The 15,377-nt window shown below is 42.5% G+C and carries 20 protein-coding genes; 5 read left to right on the top strand and 15 right to left on the bottom strand.

Translation table 11 applies throughout. From position 1 onward, the window contains the following. Positions 1 to 20: 20 nt before the first annotated feature. From EXT48_RS21450 to EXT48_RS21435, 4 genes are all read right to left on the bottom strand, one after another. Complete coding sequence (locus EXT48_RS21450; RefSeq protein WP_130165722.1) at positions 21 to 869, bottom strand: lipase secretion chaperone; 849 nt, start codon at positions 867 to 869, stop codon at positions 21 to 23. Next, the gene (locus tag EXT48_RS21445) at positions 866 to 1,783 is read right to left on the bottom strand and encodes a triacylglycerol lipase (RefSeq protein WP_130165721.1); all 918 of its coding nucleotides are present in this window, start codon (positions 1,781 to 1,783) and stop codon (positions 866 to 868) included. The genes EXT48_RS21450 and EXT48_RS21445 overlap by 4 nt, the downstream gene beginning before the upstream one ends. Positions 1,784 to 2,024: 241 nt before the next feature. After that, positions 2,025 to 2,987, bottom strand: coding sequence for a phosphatidylinositol transfer protein (locus EXT48_RS21440; protein WP_130165720.1), 963 nt, complete (start codon positions 2,985 to 2,987; stop codon positions 2,025 to 2,027). 157 nt (positions 2,988 to 3,144) lie between these two features. Continuing rightward, positions 3,145 to 4,176 carry a nitronate monooxygenase family protein gene (locus EXT48_RS21435; protein WP_130165719.1) on the bottom strand — a complete coding sequence of 344 codons (1,032 nt, stop codon included), beginning with the start codon at positions 4,174 to 4,176 and terminating at the stop codon, positions 3,145 to 3,147. A 165-nt stretch (positions 4,177 to 4,341) separates the two neighbouring features. Here EXT48_RS21435 and EXT48_RS21430 point away from each other — a divergent pair, with 165 nt between their 5' ends. Together EXT48_RS21430 and EXT48_RS21425 are read left to right on the top strand one after the other, a co-directional pair. Further along, the gene (locus EXT48_RS21430; protein WP_130165718.1) at positions 4,342 to 4,785 is read left to right on the top strand and encodes a GNAT family N-acetyltransferase; all 444 of its coding nucleotides are present in this window, start codon (positions 4,342 to 4,344) and stop codon (positions 4,783 to 4,785) included. 93 nt (positions 4,786 to 4,878) lie between these two features. Further along, positions 4,879 to 5,394 carry a hypothetical protein gene (locus EXT48_RS21425; RefSeq protein WP_130165717.1) on the top strand — a complete coding sequence of 172 codons (516 nt, stop codon included), beginning with the start codon at positions 4,879 to 4,881 and terminating at the stop codon, positions 5,392 to 5,394. 104 nt (positions 5,395 to 5,498) lie between these two features. On the opposite strand, the gene EXT48_RS21420 is transcribed toward EXT48_RS21425, so the two are convergent. From EXT48_RS21420 to EXT48_RS21375, 10 genes are all read right to left on the bottom strand, one after another. Next, a complete protein-coding gene (locus tag EXT48_RS21420) occupies positions 5,499 to 5,705 on the bottom strand; it encodes an EF-hand domain-containing protein (protein WP_010375685.1) in 207 nt (68 codons plus the stop codon). A 9-nt stretch (positions 5,706 to 5,714) separates the two neighbouring features. Then, positions 5,715 to 5,936: a crotonobetainyl-CoA--carnitine CoA-transferase gene (locus tag EXT48_RS21415; RefSeq protein ID WP_010375684.1), complete on the bottom strand. Its 222-nt coding sequence runs from the start codon at positions 5,934 to 5,936 to the stop codon at positions 5,715 to 5,717. Positions 5,937 to 5,985: 49 nt separating this feature from the next. Continuing rightward, positions 5,986 to 6,207, bottom strand: coding sequence for an EF-hand domain-containing protein (locus tag EXT48_RS21410; protein ID WP_010375683.1), 222 nt, complete (start codon positions 6,205 to 6,207; stop codon positions 5,986 to 5,988). Positions 6,208 to 6,257: 50 nt separating this feature from the next. Then, positions 6,258 to 6,479 carry a calmodulin gene (locus EXT48_RS21405; RefSeq protein ID WP_017218753.1) on the bottom strand — a complete coding sequence of 74 codons (222 nt, stop codon included), beginning with the start codon at positions 6,477 to 6,479 and terminating at the stop codon, positions 6,258 to 6,260. Positions 6,480 to 6,547: 68 nt separating this feature from the next. Beyond that, on the bottom strand, positions 6,548 to 6,769 hold the full coding sequence (locus EXT48_RS21400) for an EF-hand domain-containing protein (RefSeq protein WP_017218754.1): 222 nt from the start codon (positions 6,767 to 6,769) through the stop codon (positions 6,548 to 6,550). An 87-nt stretch (positions 6,770 to 6,856) separates the two neighbouring features. After that, positions 6,857 to 7,078, bottom strand: a complete 222-nt coding sequence (locus EXT48_RS21395; RefSeq protein ID WP_010375680.1) for a calmodulin — start codon at positions 7,076 to 7,078, stop codon at positions 6,857 to 6,859. A gap of 59 nt (positions 7,079 to 7,137) precedes the next feature. Then, the gene (locus EXT48_RS21390; RefSeq protein WP_010375679.1) at positions 7,138 to 7,359 is read right to left on the bottom strand and encodes a calmodulin; all 222 of its coding nucleotides are present in this window, start codon (positions 7,357 to 7,359) and stop codon (positions 7,138 to 7,140) included. Positions 7,360 to 7,930: 571 nt separating this feature from the next. Next, entirely contained in the window at positions 7,931 to 8,302 is a 372-nt protein-coding gene (locus tag EXT48_RS21385) for an SH3 domain-containing protein (protein WP_069021588.1), read from the bottom strand. Then, the gene (locus EXT48_RS21380; RefSeq protein ID WP_130165716.1) at positions 8,292 to 8,753 is read right to left on the bottom strand and encodes a GNAT family N-acetyltransferase; all 462 of its coding nucleotides are present in this window, start codon (positions 8,751 to 8,753) and stop codon (positions 8,292 to 8,294) included. Before EXT48_RS21380 ends, EXT48_RS21385 begins: the two co-directional genes overlap by 11 nt. 132 nt (positions 8,754 to 8,885) lie before the next feature. Beyond that, on the bottom strand, positions 8,886 to 9,812 hold the full coding sequence (locus tag EXT48_RS21375) for a hypothetical protein (protein WP_130165715.1): 927 nt from the start codon (positions 9,810 to 9,812) through the stop codon (positions 8,886 to 8,888). A gap of 177 nt (positions 9,813 to 9,989) precedes the next feature. On the opposite strand from EXT48_RS21375, the gene EXT48_RS21370 reads away from it, so the two are divergent. Beyond that, positions 9,990 to 10,802, top strand: coding sequence for a hypothetical protein (locus tag EXT48_RS21370; protein WP_130165714.1), 813 nt, complete (start codon positions 9,990 to 9,992; stop codon positions 10,800 to 10,802). A 60-nt stretch (positions 10,803 to 10,862) separates the two neighbouring features. Here the strand turns inward: EXT48_RS21370 and EXT48_RS21365 are convergent, their stop codons facing one another. Then, positions 10,863 to 11,588, bottom strand: a complete 726-nt coding sequence (locus EXT48_RS21365) for a YebC/PmpR family DNA-binding transcriptional regulator (protein ID WP_010375669.1) — start codon at positions 11,586 to 11,588, stop codon at positions 10,863 to 10,865. Positions 11,589 to 11,785: 197 nt separating this feature from the next. Between EXT48_RS21365 and EXT48_RS21360 the strand changes: the two genes are divergently transcribed. Further along, the gene (locus tag EXT48_RS21360; protein WP_069021580.1) at positions 11,786 to 14,530 is read left to right on the top strand and encodes a methyl-accepting chemotaxis protein; all 2,745 of its coding nucleotides are present in this window, start codon (positions 11,786 to 11,788) and stop codon (positions 14,528 to 14,530) included. Positions 14,531 to 14,692: 162 nt separating this feature from the next. Further along, complete coding sequence (locus EXT48_RS21355) at positions 14,693 to 15,133, top strand: GNAT family N-acetyltransferase (RefSeq protein WP_130165910.1); 441 nt, start codon at positions 14,693 to 14,695, stop codon at positions 15,131 to 15,133. The last annotated feature ends 244 nt before the right edge of the window (positions 15,134 to 15,377 follow it).

The raw sequence follows: 15,377 nt of genomic DNA, 5'->3' as shown, positions 1-15,377 counted from the left end.
TATCAATAACTAAAAAATTATCACTTAACCAATACAGCAACTCGCTTTTGCTCATTCTCGGTAAAGGTTTGTTTGAGTAGTGAATCGACTTTTTCTTTTGCGATTTGGCTATCACCAAGCTCGGCTAGAATATTTTGTTTTTGCAGCATAAAGCTTTGTAGTTTTTGCTGCCAATGCTGTTGTTGCTTCTGGACTTCAAGTATACGCGTTGCGGCTTCATCTCCGTACTCAGCACTTAGTTCATTATAGTGTTTTTGCTGCCAGTTTGCGCTTAGAGTGTGCAACTGGGCTGAGGTTTGAAATAACACTTGTTCGCGCTTTGGAAGCCCACTGATATGCGTTTCAATTAATTGCTGCTTTTGCGATTCAGATATAGATGCGTTTGACAAAATTTGCCAGCGACTCAAAGCTTGCGTATCCCACGCATTATCATCTTCAAACCAAACTGCAATCACTTCATCCATAAAAAATTGCCGCTGCAGTGCGTGTAGCAGCTCAACACGTTCTTGTAGATTAAGATGTGTATCCACATCAATTAAGGCCTGCTTAAATTGCACGTAGAGACCTGCAACTTCGTGAAGGCATTGTGGTAATAATTCCAGGTAAGCTTGCCACTGCTCGACTTGGTTATGGTTTTGTAGCTCAAAAAGCCAATCGTCGATTTGGTGCTTATGCTGTTTATTAATGGTCTCACAATGTGCGCTTACAGATACATTCCTTTTGGGTTGTGGGACCTTATGCGCATCATTTTTCAGCTCAGATAACTCCGCGAACCGGGGAACATGACGCGGCGTCTCTTGCTGTTCACTCTCGATATAAACCAGCGACAGCATAGTCAAAATGATTAGCAAAAGGCCCCACTTTTTCATAGCGCCAGACCTTTTAAGCGGCGAATATGCTGGCGATAAACGGTTAATGGGTCTGTTTCGAACAAGTGATGAATACCAATGGTGTGGTTTACCTGATCTAAATGGTTCATTTTGAATTGGTTGTTGATCACATGACCTAAATTACTAGAACAAGCTGATACTAGGCCGTCGTTGGCCTCATCAAAGACTTGAGAGAACAGTGCAAGTGCGTTGTCAGCGGGGTCAAATACGTTGGTCCATGCTTTGCTGCCACTCCATGAAAAATAATGCACGCCATTGCTCGCTAGACTTTGCGTTTCGCCACAATAATGACTTGGCACACCCTCTGGGTATTTTTGGTTAAATGCTAATGTGCCAGCCGTGGTCAAAGCACCTAGTGCTTCGAGTGCATCTTTTGGTGCGGTTGCTTTACCAGATAACAAATCAATCAACCCCGCAAGGCCGTTAGCAAGCGACGCTAAAAACTGCTCCGAAAATGAGCCACTGTCTACTCCACCGCGAACAACATCAGCAAAACGGCTCCCCCAGTTTACGCCACCAATACTAGTCGCTGAGGCCACCCACTCAGGTTTAACTGAGGCGACATAGCGAATAGTTTGCGCGCCTTGGCTGTGACCAATTAAATTAACTTTGTCTTTACCCGTTAATGCTCGAACCAACGCAACTTGCTCTAGTAGTTGCTCACCACGCAATTCTGAATTATGGGCTGATGATACTTCTGCAACATAAACCTGCCCACCTTCATCATGGATCACTTGTGGTACGCGATAAAAATAATCTACTCCAAGCAGATTATCAAAACCAAATAGACCGTGAACTAATACCACGGGATACTCTAATTCCTCACCGCTGTGGGCGGGAGAGGTAACGACCGATAGCAACCCAAGCAGGGCGCTGAGAATTAACCTTTTCATGTACTTGCTCCAATTATTACAATTTAGTAACAAATAAACTTTAGATTACAATGGTCAGAGGTCAAGCCAGAATAGTGTAAAAAATGAAATTTTAATGAATTTTACGTAAACAAAAGTAAATAATGGGAGTGTGAGTTAGTACCTAGGCCCAGAGGTTAGTACACACAGGATGCCCCAAAAGAAGCCAAAATACGGCTCCTTTTGAGAATTTCTAAAAATTAGGATCAATCGAAGGTAAGGTCTACAAGCAATCAGCGTGAGGATAAGTTGTGAGCTCACCTAAATGCACTTGGTAACTATTGCCGGCAATTGCTGTGGTACCGTAATGTCCGGCATCAGAACCAATAGTAAACGCCTCTGAAGCTGGGATCCCCGCTTTGATAAAGGCTTCAGCATCTGTTTTGGCATTACCATAAGCACGAACGACATCAATGCCCTGCGCCTTTAAGCGATTAATCTCCGCAGCTTTATATTCTGCCGTTTTAAACAAGCTGGTTTCATTACTGAGTGATGTGCGTAAAAAGCCTTGCGGTAGGCCCATCCAGCTTAACCAACCGCGTGTCCCTTTGGCATACCAATATACTCTGGCTGTTAAGAATACGGGTTGATAGCCCAAATCAAGATAGTGGCGAACTAAATCATAGGCGCCATCTTTGGGGTCGGCATGATCTATTCCGGTATAGTCGCCAATTTGCTCGGCATCGGATTCGGTTAATGTACCATCGATGTCAAACAGGACCGCTTGAGTACCTGGCTCAACGACCGTGATATAACCTTGTGCACCGGAGCCGTCAGCTGGTACGCCTGCGTATATACGATACTGACCTGCCGATAATTCAGGCAAGGTGATAAACGCCTTACCATCGCCATTGGTGGTTTGCTCTCCAAGATACTGCCAATTTGTGTCCGACTCAGCACGGTAGTAAAACTCCACCGACTCGAATTCCAAGTCTTTATGAGTGATGCTACCGTAGTCAAATTTAGCGGTGATCTGAGTTGCAGCACCGGCAGCGGTTACTTGATCGTGTACCATATGGTAACTCGGCAGCCAAGATAAGTATTTGTTAAATGAGCTAGAAAAGCTACGCTTGACCATATTAGGTGCTGCATAATGGGTTTCTAATGCGGTAATACTCGGGCAAGTAGGGGTTGCCAGCGAAGAAAAAGAAGCGAATAACGCTGCTGTTAAAATAGAATGTCTCATGCACGACTCCGTGTTTATTATTGTCATAACGAATACGTCACCCAAGCAAATAATCGACTTACGTAGGTAACAAAGAGCAAGGCACAACTGGGTTGGCCTTGTCATAAAACGCTAGAGCATAAACTCGAAATATGTCAAATTTGTTAACTTAAATATTTTATTTAACATTCCATAGATGTTCTACCATCTCTTGTGTACTAACTTCCATGCAACCTTGGCGGTTAACCCCTGCCCAAAGCGGGCTAAAATCGCCACTTCCTTGCTTTTCAGCAGCGGCGCGTAATGGTGTCAAAGCAGCTGATGCATATGGAAAAGTGGGTACATCATCATTAATAAAGCTGAGATCTATCATTAGTCGATTTTCGATCCCACGCGCAGGGCGACCAGAAAACACATTGGTCACGGCGGATGGCTCAGCCAGTGACTTAAGTGCATCACGATGTACCAAAGAGGTGCTAGCTTCATCACATAGTAAGAAGCAAGTGCCGATTTGTGTTCCACATGCCCCCAGTTCATGCATCATAGTGATATCATGATGAGAAGCAATACCACCTGCAGCGACTACAGGAACCGATAGCGCATCAGCGAGGATAGTGACTAATTGACGAGTATGTAGCTGAGACTCAAGCTTTGCCTCGGTGAAGGTTGCTCTATGTCCACCCGCTTCAATCCCTTGTGCTATCACGATGTCTGCACCATTTTCAGCTAACCATATCCCCTCTTCCAAGGTCGTTGCTGAAGATAAAATAATCGTCCCCCACGATTTTACCAACTCGACCAATTCGGCATCTGGAAGACCAAAATGAAAACTGATCACTGGAGGTTTATAAGGGGCAATAGCCTCAACCATTTCCCTATCAAATGGGCGTCTTAAGATCCCCATGTCATCGCTAGGTGTTAACTCCAGCTCATCGTAATATGAAGCCAGCTTTTTCTTCCACTTATCTTGCTGATAAGGGTCAAGTTCCGGCATTTCATGGCAAAAAAAGTTAAGATTATATGGGCCTGAAGCATGTGCTTTAAAATGCTCAATTTCAGCAACGACCTGCTCCTTGCTCAGCATCCCACAAGGGATTGAGCCGAGTATTCCAGCATTTGTCGCTGCGGCCGCTAAGCGCCAATTTTGCACACCCGCCATTGGCGCTTGGATCATAGGAATGGAGATATTGAGTAATGTGGTAAGCTGCATCACAAGGTCCTTGTTTTAGGCAAAACGACATAAAGCCGAAGGTGCTTTCAGTGTGGGGAAGAAGCGCTTAACGGTCAATGATTGTTTGCTTTATAAAGCAAACTTTCTCTTGCCAAAACAACCATGTTTGAAATAGTGTTTCTATAACAATACAAGGACGCCGTGATGAATATCTCTCTAAGAGCCATTGATAAACACAACTACGAAGCCATTTGCGATTTAGATGTCAGCCCTGAGCAGCAAGATTTGGTAGCCTGCAACATGTTTTCCATCGTGGAATCAACATTTAATGATGGCTATACCACACGCGCAATTTATCAAGATGATGAAGCTGTTGGGATGCTAATGTGGGTACAAGAGAGTATAGAGCGCATCTCCATTTGGCGCTTTATGGTTGATCAACAATTTCAGCAACAAGGGATTGGGCGTAAAGCGCTCACCCTCGCACTCGAAGAAATCAAGCAGACACCAAACCTTACCACCATAGAAATCTGTTATGTACCGAGCAACCCCGTTGCAAAATCGTTTTACGCGAGCTTTGGCTTTGAAGAAGTTGGAATCAATGAAGAGGATGGTGAAATGCTAGCGGTGATCAAACTTCCTCTATAACAAGTTGTAATCTTCGGTAATTTGCGCAAATGGAAGCGTAGGTTAAACTTACTGACAATGTAAGTTAAGCTGCTCAAAGGAACCCGAATTAACATGCATGAGCATACAAAGCGCATTTGTGATTTTCTCACCGAAATCCAGCTACCTTTTCGATTTCATGAAGTCGAGGAAAATACGTTTTTACCGGGTCTAAAAACGGTGATGGGCACACTCTATATTGATAATGAGAAATTGCTATATCCAGGTGATATATTGCACGAAGCTGGTCATATTGCCGTATGTGAGCCGATATTCCGCGACCAACTTCATGAAGACGTGTATAAAAATGGCCTAAAAAATGGTCGAGAGAAACAAGCCATGCAAGGCGAAGAAATGGCCGCCATTGCTTGGTCGGTTGCTGCCATTCAATATATCGGCTTGCCTCTAGAGGTCGTAATACATAAGGATGGCTATAAGGGCGCCAGCAATAGCTTCGTAAGTGCTTTTAAGGAAGGGAAAGGGTTCGGCTACCCATTACTCAATGCATGGGATATGACTTGCCCAGAACAAGGCTTTCCTAAAATGCAGAAATGGATCAGGGATCATCGCTGGATTAATGAATTAAGTTAATCCATTCCCTATCTAAACCTTAAGCTCCCTAGCAGCTCGAAATAAAAAAAGCCCGACTACAAAGTCGAGCTTGGGGAGGCGTGGCGCTTTGGATTGCCACTTGCTTACTGATTAAATTCTTTCTCAGACAGTTTGCCATCTCCGTCGCTGTCTAGCTTATCAAAGATTGAAGCAAGAGATTCTGACAGTGATGCTTCGCTTTTAGAGATAAAACCGTCTTTATCTAAATCAAAATCGTTAAATTCTGCTGCCATTGCAGAGCCGGCAAAAAGTACTGTGGCGGCTGTAATTGCTGTTGCTAACTTTTTCATTGTGACCTCCTAGCCTTTAAAGTTAGAGAATTCAGAAGCGCTTAGCTGACCATTTTTGTCTGCATCTAGCTTCTCGAACTGACCAAGTAGTGTTGATGATACTGATGCTTCTTGCTGGCTGATCTGCCCGTCTTTATCCTTGTCTACATCTTGAAATGACAAGGTTGCTGCCAGTGCCATCGTACTCACCAATACACCTATGGTCGTTGCACATACCGTTCTAAGTTTCATAGCCATTCTCCTCACTATGCCCGTCTCTCATTGCGGCTCTAGTCGCAAATTAACCTTTAAAGTTAGAGAACTCAGTTTCGTTTAGTTCTCCGTCAGCGTTTACATCTAAGTCTTTAAACTGCTCGATAAGCGCTGTATTTACTTTTGCTTCACTCATGCTAATAGCACCGTTGCCATCTGTGTCATAGCTTGCGAAATCTTCACCAGCAATAGTATTTGCTGAAGCCAATGTTAGACCTGTGATTGATAGTGCGATAAGTACATTTTTCATCATTCTGCTCCTAAAATTTCCTAAATATGATTTGCTTTTGGACGGCTTGATTAGCCTTGGTAATTTGCGAATTCAGACTCGCTCAACTCACCGTCGGCATTGCTGTCTAGTTGTGTAAATTGCTCTGCAAGCGACTGATTTACTTTTGCCTCAGTCATGCTGATGGTGCCGTTACCGTCAGTATCATATTTAGTGAAATCTTCACCAGCTAATGCAGAAGCTGAAGCGAATGTTAAACCTGCAATTGAAAGTGCTGCTAATACGTTTTTCATGATAGTCCAATCCTTCTGTCGTTTTCGTAATGGTGTTAAAGGCAGTGGGCGCTATGCCCACCTAGCGATTAACCTTCGTAGTTCGCGTACTCAGATTTGCTTAGCTCGCCATCGGCGTTCGCGTCTAAGTCTGCAAACTGCTCAGTTAACGAAGTACTTACGCTTGCTTCAGTAACGCTGATTGAACCGTTGCCATCAGTATCTAGTTTTTCGAAATCACCACCAGCAAATGCTGATGCTGAAACCATTGATAAACCTGCGATTGATAGTGCTGCTAGTACGTTTTTCATAATCTAATCCTTCAATTGTGTCATTTTGTTCTGATGAGCTAGGCATGCGGCCCAGCTCTTTAACTCATTATTAAATCCAGTGCCAAATTAGCCTTCGTAATTTGCGTATTCTGACTTGCTTAGTTCGCCATCGGCATTAGCGTCTAAATCCGCGAACTGCTCGCTCAATGACGCGCTTACGCTCGCTTCTGTTACACTGATTGAACCGTTGCCATCAGTATCCAGTTTTGCGAAGTCATCACCAGCGAGTGCTGACGCTGAAACCATTGATAAACCTGCGATTGATAGTGCTGCTAATACATTTTTCATAATCTTTTCCTTAAATTGGGGTATATTTAAAACTTTGCTATTATGTCGTCGGCTCGTGCTTAGCCTTCAAAGTTATCAAACTCAGACTGGCTTAATTGACCGTCTTGGTCGGCGTCAAGGTCTTTAAACTGCGCCATCAAATTTGGATTTGCTTTTGATTCGCCTAGTGAGATGTAGCCATCTCCATCAACATCGTATTTATCAAACTCAGAGTTTGCGTGAGCACCTACTGATGCGAAAGAAAGTACAGCTGCTGATAGTGCGATTGCTAAAGTTTTCATAATCAGTTCCTCTCATATTTCTAAACTTGTCGTTTCTGCTTCTCTACGTTGGTTTGTGTTGAAGCGAATGTTTTTTGCTTTCGAGATAACTATTCCAACTTTGATGCCAAAGTTTAAAAGTAATTAAGAATCAATAGGTTAAAAATAAAGGTAAATTTTCATTAAGGATGGATTCAGTGATATTGTTGCCATTTAGCAACAGGTGATTTTGAGATAAAATTAAAATTTATTTATTTTCAATAGGTTAAGCTGTCGCATAAAAGCAACACCTTAAAAAATTAGGATGTAAGTGCAGCCCAAGGCGGTTAAGTTTCATGCGACAATCATTCACATTCGGTATTGAGCAGACCCGCCAGAAAAATTTTTATGAAAATATCGAAAATTTTTTCTTATATTTTCTAAAAATCAAAAAATAAATATAACACATTGAAAGTAAACACATTAAAACCAACTTTCATCTTGGGTAAATTGCTATAAAAGTGACTGAGTGGGCGGGAAACTGACGAAAAACACAAGTATTTTAAAAAAGTAGTAAAGAAAAGAGAGGAGTGTTGCTAAAAAGCAACACCCGCTAGATTGGTGTTAGATTACGAAGCGGTACCCAACCTTGCAGCTCTGACTTTTTACTTGAGCACCACACCCAACCATTGAGTTGGTTATGCCCCAATAAGCGTTCACCTTGAACTACCGATAGTTCCTGAGCGGTATAGTCCATTAATGCGATACCTTGTTTGGGATTGACTAAGCGAAACACTTGAGCAGGTACCCAACCAGACACTTGCTCCTCAGTTTCACAGAAAAACCAATTGTCCCACCCCTCTTCGCCCTCATATTCTTCACCAACGGCCAATCTGGCGCCTTGTTTAAACGTGATGGGAGTCGGAAACTCATTGATATGTTCCTTGATTACTTGATATTCGATATCTAACTGCTTATTTTCCAAGTTTCAACTCCATATAGACAGACAGCGGATCCGATCTGTGATCACCAAATTCTTTTCTTTCGATAAAACCAAACTGCGCATATAACCTGAGGGCTTCTGGTTGCTTAACTCCGGTTTCTAACCGTATCAGTGGATATTGACGATTATCTGCAAAAGCGATTAACTCGGACAAGATTGCTTTTGATAAACCAAGACCGCGATGGTTTGGCTTTACATACAGTCTTTTCAACTCACCATAGAGACAATCATGATGCTTTTCGACGATTGCGCCGCAAGCAATGATCTCGTCATGCTGGATAATACCAATAAAATGCGCAGTAGGTGAACATAGCTCTTGCAATGCCGATAGCTGGTTGCTTTCAGCAGGGTATAGCGAATTCATCAGCGCATCGATTTCTGCTATTAATGTATCAAGCGATGGAACACTCGCATCAAGTGCAACGATTTGCATTTATCATTTCCTTGATTTTCGGTATTAATTAACTAGAGCCGGGGATTAAGCTGAACATTCAAGTGCAACTATTAGTAAAAGTACTAAAGTTTGGTAAAGCTCAGCTCCTCACTCAGTTAGCCTTAATATGCGTCAGCCATTAGACTGGCGTTTTAGCTCTTCTAGCATACGCTCATCGCCCATCAAGTTTTTGAGGATGGCTTTAACCTTAGGGTCCGATGCATTTTCGTAGAGAGACAGCAAATCTTGAGCGATCCTTTGTTGCTGCTTTGGATCAGCGCCTGACTGGAAGTACTGTGACATCAATCCTTCTGCTGCGAGACTTTTCACGTAATCATTAGGTTCTTGCTCTAGCATTTTCACGAATGACTGTGACAAACGCTCATCAACGATAGGTGTACGCGACACAAGCTCAAGCGCCTGTAGCCTCAACTTTTCATCACTCATGTTATGCGTCATATTGAGGATAGATTCTACTGCTTGATAATCATATTGCTCTAATTCATTGCGATTTAGCATAAACATGTTCATTTGCAGTTGACTCATTGCGGCTAAGCGCTCCGTAGCCGATAAACTACTATTTAGAATTTTCTGTTTTAACTCATTGCTAACTTGGCTTGCGTACTCAGGATCGGTTTTGATCCGCATTTCGTAGTCTTCGGGTAAGTCTTCATAGAAGCCATAAATCGGGTTTTCTGCTTTCATCTCGTCGATTTTCTGCTGCTCACGCTTTTCTATCAAAGAGAAGATTAAAGACTCAAACTCATCCGGTGCTTGCTCAGAAAGTAAATCAGACTTTTCCATCGACAATGCCTGTAACCTCGTTTCAAGTTTATTGATCCGAGCCATTAACTTAGCAACTTGTTCAGACTCATCAGCTGAAGTCTGAGCATCCTGTGTATACTGAGTTGCATTATAGTGAGGCTGCTGAGTAGAACTCTGATACACGTGCGTTGCCACAGGAGAGGTTGCTAATTTGGTTTGAATGACATTAAACCCAGAAAAAGCCAATGCAAGAACTGAGCATGAAAGCGCTATATTGAGTTTAAGATTAGACATGAAAGAGTTACCCTTATAAAAAGTAGCAATGTAATAGATCTGCAAGACAAATACTGTAAATGATTGTACTGTAAATTGATACAGCAAGAGGCAATTACGCAGATAATTATTACACTTTGCATAAGGTGAAAAACGAGCCTCTAAACAGCTTGCCAAAATTGCCAACAAGGAATGACTGTGAATAATATACTGCAAACCGTCCACTATAAACCTATCACATTGCTTTTACTTGGCGTTGCGACCTTGACGTCTTTGCTTGGCAGCAGCCTACTCTGGCAAAGTCACCAGGCCTTATTTCAATGGATTTTACCATCAGCCTCACTACTTCTTGTGTTGCGATTAGGGTGGCATGTTCGTAAAACAAGCTTGGCTACTAGCCCGAGCAGTTTGCACAAAGATATAAAACTCTGTTGGATTGCTCTGCTCTTGTGTACTTGCGGAGATATCGTCAACTTCAATCTCTTTGAGCTTTATCATCGTCAAGATCAAACCATAAAGCATGACTACTTGATCGACTCCATTTGGTTTTTTGCCCTTGGTTATGGGCTTTTACTTGGACTGCTTATTCGGTTTTTAAGGCGGGAATTTGCATTAACATTAGCAACCGCGACCGTATTGGTTGTGGTGTCTATTACGTTATCGTCGCTTAGCTATCAAACGATGTACCTACCCACGATAAGCCAATACTCCCTGCTGTTGAGCGCAAGTTATAGCTTATTAGTGACCTTGCTCGGCGTATTTGGCTTTTGGCTTATTATTCAAAACGTTAAATTCAACGAAAAAGCCAACTTCGCAGTTGCCAGCGGCTTTATCCTAGCAATGCTAGCGGATGCTATTATCGGTCAATTTTGGCTGTTCGCAAACCAAGGGGATGGCTACTTTCCCATTGCAAGGCACGTTAATTGGGTCATCTATATTGGCTCGCAAACGCTACTATTATTGTTTCCTGTTGCCATGATAAAAACTAATGTTGCGAGGTGTAAAGCATAGGCAATAAAAAGGCCGAACTATGTCGGCCTTAACTATTTGTGCGCTATATCGATAAGCGGCTTATCTTTTGACAATCGCATTGTGGTAAACGTTTTGTACGTCATCCACATCTTCAAGCATATTGATTAGCTTTTCGAATGTCTCGATTGCTTCTGGATCTTCAATTTCTACGTGAGTTTGCGGCACCCAAGTGATTTCGTCTACCTCAAACGTGATCCCCTCAAACGCTTCTGTCAGTGCAGTTTTCGCCTTGAAGTATTCAGTGTGAGGTGCGAAAACAGAAACTTGGCCGTCTTCAACTTCTACGTCAGTAACATCAACATCAGCCATCATTAGCGCTTCCAAAACTGACTCGTCGTCATCACCTGCAAATCCTAAGATTGCAAAGTGGTCAAACATATGCGCCACACAACCTGGGTTACCTAAGTTTGAACCAGTTTTGGTAAACGGTAAGCGAACATCTTTGATAGTACGGTTCATGTTGTCTGTTAAACAGTCAACAATGATCATGCTGTTGCCAGGACCGTAACCCTCGTAACGCGCTGGCGTGTAATCTTCACCTGCACCGCCTGCCGCTTTTTCGATTGCTTTATCAATAACGTGTGCAGGAACTTGATCTTTCTTTGCCTTGTCGATTAAACGACGTAGTGACAAGTTCGTTTCAGGATCTGCGCCGCCATTTTTAGCAACAACGTAAATCTCTTTTCCGTATTTTGAGTTTACTTTTGTTTTTGCCGCCGCCGTTTTTGCCATGGCGTTTTTGCGGACTTCAAATGCTCTGCCCATCTTAATGCTCGTTTTTATAAAAATTGGCGAAGATTTTACCAAGACATTTGAGTTACGGCTATACCCTTATTATCCGTGATGGTAATTTGCTTTACGTCGCACGATTATATGCTTGTTTTGCGGCGATTTTGTGGCGGACCTAAGCAACTTTACTATAGTTAATATTGTTAAAATTTACCGCTACGGGTGGCTTATATATGATCACGTTTGGCTTGGGAAAAGCAAAAAAGCAAGATGGACAAGATACAGCGCTATTTCAACACTTTAAGGCAACTACGCCTTACTTAGAAGTGGATTATCAAACAGATATTTTTCAGGTTAGTCCAGCCTTTACCCGCTTACTCGGATACCCAGTTACCTACGAGCTGAAATCTCTCGCTTTTATATGTCACACCTCAACCGATGCCGCTGCACTTAAGCGTGGGCTCGCTCAACTTGAGCACCAAGCACATGTAAAGATAGCGCTCTCTCTCAATACTGCGAATGACCACAAACCGAAGAAGTTGTTACTAGAGCTATCACGTACTCAAGAAGGCAGAATTTTAGTTATTGCGACTGACATTAGCGATTACCTCACAACCATTGCCAACATGAGTGCAAATTTACAAGCTTTATCAGCGTCCTTTGCGATTATCGAGTTCGACATGCACGGTAAAGTGCTAAGCGCGAATGACAACTTTTTGTCTGTTATGGGTTACAGCCTAGAGGAAATACAAGGCAAGCATCACAGTCTGTTTGTTAAGAATGACTACGCAGCCAGTGAGGAGTATCAAGCATTTTGGCAACGCCTAAACAATGGCGAATTTTTTGAAGGTGAATTCGCAAGGCAAACAAAATCAGGTAAAACGATATGGATCCAAGCCACTTATAATCCAATTTTTGATGAACAGAATAGGCCTATCAAAGTCGTAAAATATGCCTCAGATATCACCGCTCAAAAATCAAATGCTGCGGACTTTCAAGGTCAAGTTAATGCCATCAAACAAACTCAAGCCGTTATTGAGTTTGACCCTTACGGCAATATAAAGACTGCAAACAGGCTATTTTTAAATGCGGTTGGTTACACATTAAGTGAAATACAAGGTCAACATCATCGACTCTTTGTGGCACGAGAAGACGCTGAGAGCAGCGAATATCAAGACTTTTGGCACGCTTTACGACAAGGAAAGCATCAATCAGGTGAGTTTAAACGCCTAACCAAATCAGGAAACACTCTGTGGATCCAAGCAACCTATACTCCCATCTATGACGAAAATGGCCAGTTGGGCAAAATCGTCAAATATGCCTCGGATATTACCCAAGCAAAACTGGCGTCTTTCGACTTTGCTGGACAACTCAAAGCCATCAATCGCTCGCAAGCCGTTATCGAGTTTGATTTGCAAGGTAATATTTTAAAAGCAAATGAAAACTTCCTGTCTGTCATGGGCTACAAGAAAGAAGAAATCATTGGCAAGCATCACAGCATGTTCGTCGACAGCTTTTACGCGCAAAGCAGTGAATACAAAGCATTCTGGCAGCGTTTAAAACAGGGCCAATTTGAATCCGGAGAGTTTCACCGTTTAGGCAAAGGTGGCAAAGCAATCTGGATTAGTGCCACCTACAACCCCATTTTAGACGAGCAAGGCAAGCCGATAAAAGTTGTTAAGTTCGCAACGGACATTACCGAGCAAAAAGCCACTGCTGCTGATTTTGATGGTCAGCTTCAAGCCATTCGTAAATCACAAGCCGTCATTGAGTTTGCAATGGATGGTACTATTTTATGGGCCAATGAGTCATTCCTAGATACGATGGGGTACTCACTTGACGAAATCAAAGGTAAACATCACCGTATTTTTGCTACACACGAACAAGCCACTAGTTCTGAATACCAGCAATTTTGGCAAAAGCTCAACCGAGGTGAGTTCGACTCAGGGCAATACTTAAGATTGGCAAAACAAGGTCGAGAGGTATGGATCCAAGCGTCTTATAACCCTATCCTCGATCAACAAGGCCGTCCCTTTAAAGTCGTTAAATATGCAACAGATATCACAGAACAAAAACAAGCGGTTGAACATATTAAAAATGCTATCTTAGCAATGGAACAAGGTGATTTAAGACATAGGATCACCCACCACTTAGGTGGCGAGTTCTCGGTGCTGCAACAAGCGATGAACGGCTTATTCGATAAATTAAGCGACTTAGTTAACACCATAAACAACGGTGCAGAGCAAGTGTTTGATGTAGCTAAACAAATCGCGAATAACAACGAAGAACTCAATAGCCGCATTGAAAATCAAGCGGCGAGCTTAGAAGAAACCGCCGCCACTATGGAAGAGCTTACCGCTACGGTTAAAAAGAATGCGAGTAGCGCAAGCAATGCCGCAGAGAAAGCGACTATTGTTAGAGAAAAAGCACACTCAGGTAAAGCATCGATTGACGATGCCATTACCGCAGTGGGTAAAATCGAATCTTACAGCACGAAAATCTCTGACATTATCAGTGTCATTGACGAAATCGCTTTCCAAACCAACCTCTTAGCACTCAATGCTTCCGTTGAAGCAGCCCGGGCTGGTGAGGCTGGACGCGGATTTGCCGTGGTTGCCGGAGAGGTGAGAAACCTTGCTCAACGTAGTGCATCAGCGGCACGTGAAATCAAAGCACTGATCAAAAATAGCGTTGATGCTGTGGCGCAAGGCAGCAAACTTGTATACGAGTCTGGCACGACTTTCGATGAGCTAATGCAATCAATTGCCGAGGTGAGCAAAATGGTGGCCGATATAGATAACGCGGGGAAAGAGCAAGCTGAAGGGATAGCTGCGGTTTCCACCACCATCGCGCAAATGGATAATATTACTCAGCAGAACGTTACTCTGGTTGAAACAACATCTCGTTCAGGTAGAAATATGGAAAATCAAGCCAAACTACTTACCGATCAAGTTGCATTTTTTCAACTAGATGAATAGTTAAGGGCGCGCACTATCTATACAACCACATACAAGTAATTTACTGTAATACCCGTTGTACCCTTAATGCATCGGGTATGTTAAGCTCGTCCGGCTGGCCAATCTTCCTTTTGTTTATCGCTTTACCCATTTGGACTGTTTTATTAGACAAAAGGAAAAATGATGATAAGTCCAGTTACACCAAGCGATCACCAAGAACTACTGGCTGTTTGGGAAGACTCTGTGCGAGCCACTCATGATTTTATCACTGAGGCGGATATCGCTTATTTTAAACCTATTATTATTGAACAGGCGTTTCCAAACGTTACGCTGCACTGTGTAAAAAATAGCGATGCGAATATTGTCGGTTTTATTGGTGTACATGACCGAAAGATCGAGATGTTGTTTGTACTGGCGAAATGCAGAGGACAAGGTGTCGGAACTGAGCTGCTTCACTTTGCGCTTGAAACACAAAATGTGCAGTTTGTTGATGTCAATGAGCAAAACCCAGAAGCCGTCGGCTTTTATGAAGCAAAAGGTTTTAAGGTATATGAACGCTCACCAACTGACGATATGGGAAAACCTTTTCCAATCCTGCGAATGCGACTTTGTAAATCCATTTAGCTTACATATGGGCCCGAAGTATGGGCCTATTTTACCTCCTATTGAATCTCAAATTTATTATTAGTTAATGCCTTCAACACTTAGAAGTAGGGATACAAGAAAAAGCCATACCATTTACAATCATTTACTATTTCAAAAAAAAGCACAACAAAAATACTTCCTCTCCAAAAAAAGTATATTTTTCAACCTCAAAATGTTGAATTTTTCAGTACAAAAACACTTTAACAAAAACCTTAAAGTTAAA

This window comes from Pseudoalteromonas sp. CO348 (assembly GCF_004208845.1).
GTDB classification, from domain to species: Bacteria; Pseudomonadota; Gammaproteobacteria; order Enterobacterales; family Alteromonadaceae; genus Pseudoalteromonas; species Pseudoalteromonas maricaloris.
Note: the sequence above shows the minus strand (reverse complement) of the source record. Positions and strands in the feature narration are given on the sequence as shown.

Bases quoted from the DNA above. Each gene is read 5' to 3' on its own strand.
- EXT48_RS21400 (WP_017218754.1), bottom strand. From the start codon at position 6,769: ATGAAAAACGTACTAGCAGCACTATCAATCGCAGGTTTATCAATGGTT.
- EXT48_RS21380 (WP_130165716.1), bottom strand. From the start codon at position 8,753: ATGCAAATCGTTGCACTTGATGCGAGTGTTCCATCGCTTGATACATTA.
- EXT48_RS21375 (WP_130165715.1), bottom strand. From the start codon at position 9,812: ATGTCTAATCTTAAACTCAATATAGCGCTTTCATGCTCAGTTCTTGCA.
- EXT48_RS21435 (WP_130165719.1), bottom strand. From the start codon at position 4,176: ATGCAGCTTACCACATTACTCAATATCTCCATTCCTATGATCCAAGCG.
- EXT48_RS21355 (WP_130165910.1), top strand. From the start codon at position 14,693: ATGATAAGTCCAGTTACACCAAGCGATCACCAAGAACTACTGGCTGTT.
- EXT48_RS21430 (WP_130165718.1), top strand. From the start codon at position 4,342: ATGAATATCTCTCTAAGAGCCATTGATAAACACAACTACGAAGCCATT.
- EXT48_RS21450 (WP_130165722.1), bottom strand. From the start codon at position 869: ATGAAAAAGTGGGGCCTTTTGCTAATCATTTTGACTATGCTGTCGCTG.
- EXT48_RS21415 (WP_010375684.1), bottom strand. From the start codon at position 5,936: ATGAAACTTAGAACGGTATGTGCAACGACCATAGGTGTATTGGTGAGT.
- EXT48_RS21405 (WP_017218753.1), bottom strand. From the start codon at position 6,479: ATGAAAAACGTATTAGCAGCACTTTCAATTGCAGGTTTAACATTCGCT.
- EXT48_RS21420 (WP_010375685.1), bottom strand. From the start codon at position 5,705: ATGAAAAAGTTAGCAACAGCAATTACAGCCGCCACAGTACTTTTTGCC.
- EXT48_RS21365 (WP_010375669.1), bottom strand. From the start codon at position 11,588: ATGGGCAGAGCATTTGAAGTCCGCAAAAACGCCATGGCAAAAACGGCG.
- EXT48_RS21410 (WP_010375683.1), bottom strand. From the start codon at position 6,207: ATGAAAAATGTACTTATCGCACTATCAATCACAGGTCTAACATTGGCT.
- EXT48_RS21425 (WP_130165717.1), top strand. From the start codon at position 4,879: ATGCATGAGCATACAAAGCGCATTTGTGATTTTCTCACCGAAATCCAG.
- EXT48_RS21360 (WP_069021580.1), top strand. From the start codon at position 11,786: ATGATCACGTTTGGCTTGGGAAAAGCAAAAAAGCAAGATGGACAAGAT.
- EXT48_RS21445 (WP_130165721.1), bottom strand. From the start codon at position 1,783: ATGAAAAGGTTAATTCTCAGCGCCCTGCTTGGGTTGCTATCGGTCGTT.
- EXT48_RS21390 (WP_010375679.1), bottom strand. From the start codon at position 7,359: ATGAAAACTTTAGCAATCGCACTATCAGCAGCTGTACTTTCTTTCGCA.
- EXT48_RS21440 (WP_130165720.1), bottom strand. From the start codon at position 2,987: ATGAGACATTCTATTTTAACAGCAGCGTTATTCGCTTCTTTTTCTTCG.
- EXT48_RS21395 (WP_010375680.1), bottom strand. From the start codon at position 7,078: ATGAAAAATGTATTAGCAGCACTATCAATCGCAGGTTTATCAATGGTT.